This window comes from Methylobacterium sp. WL116, assembly GCF_008039455.1.
Taxonomy (GTDB): Bacteria; Pseudomonadota; Alphaproteobacteria; order Rhizobiales; family Beijerinckiaceae; genus Methylobacterium.
Genome location: NZ_VRUV01000389.1, coordinates 1 through 4,348, shown reverse-complemented (window position 1 = coordinate 4,348; position 4,348 = coordinate 1). Strand labels below are relative to the sequence as shown.

The 4,348-nt window shown below is 70.8% G+C and carries 5 protein-coding genes; all 5 read right to left on the bottom strand.

Annotated features, from left to right (window positions below; genetic code table 11):
• The coding region (locus FV223_RS21110; RefSeq protein ID WP_147728842.1) for a histidine phosphatase family protein at nucleotides 1–374 on the bottom strand (374 nt) is incomplete at its 3' end.
• Nucleotides 374–1,354: an aldo/keto reductase gene (locus FV223_RS21105; protein WP_147728841.1), complete on the bottom strand. Its 981-nt coding sequence runs from the start codon at nucleotides 1,352–1,354 to the stop codon at nucleotides 374–376. The genes FV223_RS21110 and FV223_RS21105, both read right to left, overlap by 1 nt.
• A 222-nt stretch (nucleotides 1,355–1,576) precedes the next feature.
• Entirely contained in the window at nucleotides 1,577–2,428 is an 852-nt protein-coding gene (locus tag FV223_RS21100; RefSeq protein ID WP_147728840.1) for a MoxR family ATPase, read from the bottom strand.
• Nucleotides 2,429–2,636: 208 nt separating this feature from the next.
• Nucleotides 2,637–3,146 (bottom strand): ferritin-like domain-containing protein, encoded by a 510-nt coding sequence (locus tag FV223_RS21095; protein WP_147728839.1) that lies wholly within the window; start codon nucleotides 3,144–3,146, stop codon nucleotides 2,637–2,639.
• A gap of 257 nt (nucleotides 3,147–3,403) precedes the next feature.
• Entirely contained in the window at nucleotides 3,404–4,138 is a 735-nt protein-coding gene (locus FV223_RS21090; RefSeq protein ID WP_147728838.1) for a histidine phosphotransferase family protein, read from the bottom strand.
• Nucleotides 4,139–4,348: the final 210 nt, after the last annotated feature.

Here is a 4,348-nt window from a genome sequence, read left to right as displayed (position 1 = left end):
GCGCGCGGGCCGGCGCCGACCAGCCGGTCGGCCAGCGCCTCCATGCCGGGATTGTGGCCGACCAGGATCAGCGTCTCGGCGGAATCGGGGGCGGCGCGGACCGCCTCGAGCAGCGATGCCGGCGGCGCCTCGTAGATCGTCTCGACGATCTGCGCGGGAACCGCGCCGAGCGAGGCGGCCACCGCCTCCCAGGTTTCCCGCGTGCGCTTTGCGGGCGAGACCAGGGCGAGGTCGGGCTGCAGGCCCTCGCTCGCGAGGTAGGCGCCCATCCGCGGCGCGGCCTCGCGCCCCCGGGCGTCGAGGGGCCGGTCGATGTCGGGGACGCCCGCCGGCCGGTCCGACTTGGCGTGGCGCAGGAGCAGCAGGCGGCGCATCAGGCGAACCCGACGATCGGATGCGGGGTGTAGAGCGACTCCAGCGCCGCGATCTCGTCGTCCGTGAGCACGAGGTCGAGGGCCGCGACCGCATCGGTCAGGTGGCCGGGCTTCGCGGCGCCGATGATCGGCGCGGCGACCTCGGGCTTGGCCGCGACCCAGGCCAGGGCCACCTGCGCGCGCGGCACGCCGCGGGCCTCGGCGATCTCGGCGACCTTGGCGATGATCGCCCAGTCGGCGTCGGCCGCCGCGTCGTAGAGGCCCTTGCCGACGGCGTCGCTGTCCTGGCGCGCGCTGGTGGCGTCGGCGTCGCGGGTCAGCCGCCCGCGGGCGAGCGGGCTCCACGGCAGCACGGCGATCCCCTGGTCGCGGCAGAGCGGCAGCATCTCGCGCTCCTCCTCGCGATGCAGCAGGTTGACGTGGTTCTGCATGGTCGCGAACCGGGTCCAGCCGTGGAGATCGGCGGTGTAGAGCGCCTTCGAGAACTGCCACGCATACATCGACGAGGCGCCGAGATACCGCGCCTTGCCGGCCTTCACCACGTCGTGCAGCGCCTCCAGCGTCACCTCGATCGGGGTCTCGTAGTCCCAGCGGTGGATCTGGAACAGGTCGACGTGGTCCATGCCGAGCCGCTTCAGGCTGGCGTCGATCGCCGCGAAGATCGCCTTTCGCGACAGCCCGCCGGCATTGGGCCGGTCCGTCAGCGGGTAGAAGCACTTGGTCGCGACGACGAGGCTGTCGCGGTCGCCGTAATCGCGCAGCGCCCGGCCGACGATCTCCTCGCTGGTGCCGTCGGAATAGTAGTTGGCCGTGTCGAAGAAGTTGATGCCGAGGTCGAGCGCCTGGTGGATCAGCGGGCGGCTCTCGTCCTCCGGCAGCGTCCAGGGATGGGGGCCGCGCTCGGGGATGCCGTAGGTCATGCAGCCGAGGCAGAGGGCGGACACGTCGAGGCCGGTGCGGCCGAGTTTCTTCATCTTCATGCGGCGGCTCTTGGTTCTCTCGATCTGACGGCCGCGTTTTGGCCAAGGTAGCAGGCGGCGTTCCGCTGCCCCCAATTCATCGCCTCATCCTGAGGTGCCCGCGCGAGCGGGCCTCGAAGGAGCCCTCCCGAGGTCGCGCGGTCCCTGGAACCCTCCTTCGAGGCCTCCGCTTCGCTGCCGGCACCTCAGGATGAGGGGGGGTGGAGGGGAAGAGCGGAAGGCTCAGCCCCCCCGCCCCTCGCGCCGCATCATGAAGGCCAGCTTCTCGAACAGGCTCACGTCCTGCTCGTTCTTGAGCAGCGCGCCGTGCAGCGGCGGGATCAGCTTGCGGGCGTTGGTCTCGCGCAGGGTCTCGGGGTCGACGTCCTCCGAGACCAGGAGCTTGAGCCAGTCGAGCAGCTCGGAGGTCGAGGGCTTCTTCTTGAGGCCCGGCACCTCGCGGGTCTCGAGGAACACCCGCAACGCCTCCTCGACGAGGCAGTGCTTGATGCCGGGATAGTGCACCTCGACGATTCGCCCCAGCGTCTGCGCGTCCGGGAACTTGATGTAGTGGAAGAAGCACCGGCGCAGGAACGCGTCCGGCAGCTCCTTCTCGTTGTTCGAGGTGATGATCACCACCGGGCGGCGAGCCGCCTTCACCGTCTCGCCGGTCTCGTAGACGAAGAACTCCATGCGATCGAGCTCGGTCAGCAGGTCGTTCGGGAACTCGATATCGGCCTTGTCGATCTCGTCGATCAGCAGCACCGGGCGCGCGTCGGCCGTGAAGGCCTCCCACAGCTTGCCGCGGCGGATGTAGTGGGAAATCTCCGAGACGCGGGGATCGCCGAGCTGCGAGTCGCGCAGCCGCGAGACGGCGTCGTACTCGTACAGGCCCTGCTGCGCCTTGGTGGTCGACTTGACGTTCCAGGTGAGCAGGTCGGCGCCGAGCCCCTTGGCGATCTCCTCGGCCAGCACCGTCTTGCCGGTGCCGGGCTCGCCCTTCACCAGCAGCGGCCGCTCCAGCACGATGGCGGCGTTGACGGCCGCTGTGAGGTCGGGCGTCGCGACGTAGGACTCGGTTCCGGTGAAGCGCATCGGGCTGTTTCGTCCTGGCGGGCCGGCACGGCCGACCCGTCCGACATAGGGCGCAAAGCCTGTCGCGGGCAACGCCCCAGGGACGCGGCCCGCTCATCCCGAGGCCCGTGGGTCGGGACCCATGAGGTCCGGCGGGCCGCCGCCCCGCCGTCGCGGGGAGCCGGACCGCGACGCGATCGACCGCGTCGCGGTCCGGTCTTCGCCCGGCCTAGCGGTCGGCCTTGGCGCCTGCGGTGGTCAGCTCGATGTAGCGCAGGGTCGTCGGGCGCACGAGCTCGCGCACCTTGGCGGCCATGCCCTCCTCCTCCTTCAGCGATTGCTGGAAGGCCGCGGCATGGCCCTGCTGGCCCGCCGCCTCGCCGATCGCCAGCAGCGAGGTGTAGGCGGCGATCTCGAAGTTCTCGAAGGCGTGGTTGGCGTAGGCGTTCTTCAGGATCTCGTCCTGGGCCGGGGCATGCCCCAGCGCCATCATGTTGCCGACGAAGCCGAGAAAGCCCTCCTTGAGCGCCGAGGGGCTCTTGGAGAGGCCGTGCAGCGCCTCCTCCAGGCGGGTGCGCTGGCCATGGGTCTCGTCGATGTGGCGGCGGAGCGCCGCCTCCATCTCGGGATAGTTCTGCAGCCGTTCGACCTGACGCTCCATGATCTGGAGCGCCTGCATCTCCAGGGCATGCGTGTTCTTCAGCGCCGTGACGTAGATGTCGCGCGTGTCGAGGGCCATGTTCGGATCTCCTAATCGGCGGCCGGAGCCCGGCCGCGCCTATGGGAGAGACCCGGCGCCCGCCGGCCAAGTTTCCCGGGAGTCGCGCACGCGCTCAATGTGACGCAGCGCGGCGGATCTCCCGCGTGCGTCTCGCGCGTGGACGGCGCACCCAAGCCTCCCCCGCACCCAAGCCGGGCTCGCCCGCCTCGGGCACACGGGGTGCGGATCTCGGGCGGGCCCGAGATCCGTCGGGGGGAGGGAAAAGCCGGTGCTCCTCAGGCGAGCAGGGTGTCGGACGGCTCGCTGTCGGAGGGGCGGTCGTCCTCGGAGCTTTCCGGGGCGGTCTCGATCACCGGCTCGACCGCGGCGGCGACCGGCTCCGAGCGGATCGTCACGGTGTCGCCCTCGATGGAGAAGCGGACGTTCATGGCGGCGGCGCGGGCGACGAGGCCGGCATAGTAGGGCAGGATGCCGTGGGCATCGACGACGCCGTTCTCGGGCGTGCCGGCGATCAGCGCCTCGACATGGGGCGGGATGCGGGCATGCGAGCCCTTGGCGACCAGCACCAGGGTCGGCGCCTCGCCGTCGCCGGTCACCGTCACGTCGAGCAGGCCGCCGCGCGGGATCGCGCCGGTGGCGATCATCACGAGGTTGAGGAGCAGCTTGACCTTGTTCTTCGGGTAGAGCGCCACCGGCGCGCTCCAGCTGAGCTGGGTCTTCTCGTCGGAGAACATGCCGCGCGAGACCTTCTCCGCGTCGGCGAGATCGATCGAGGCGCCGGCCGAGCCCGCCGCGCCGAAGGCGATCCGGGCGAATTGCAGGCGGGCGGAGGCGTGGCGCGCGCTCTTGCGGATCAGGTCGAGGGCGAACTCGCGCATCGACTCGTCCTGGTCGTCCTCCAGCACCTCGAGCCCGTTCACGATCGCGCCCACGGGGCTGATCACGTCGTGGCAGACGCGGGAGCACAGCAGCGCGGAGAGGTCGAGGGCGTCGAGGGTCACGGCATTCATGGCACGCTCCGGGCGTTTTCTTCGGACTTGGTCTTCGGACTTGGTCGTCCGGCTTGGCGACGCGGAACTCGGCCGCGGGCTTGGCGACGCGGAACTCGGCCGCGGGGCGGCCCTGCCCGAACGGATAGACGCCACATCCGCCTTTGCAAAGGGTTACGGGGGAGGCGCGACGCGGCAAGCCGATCGCCGGCCGGCCCTCGGACCGGAGCG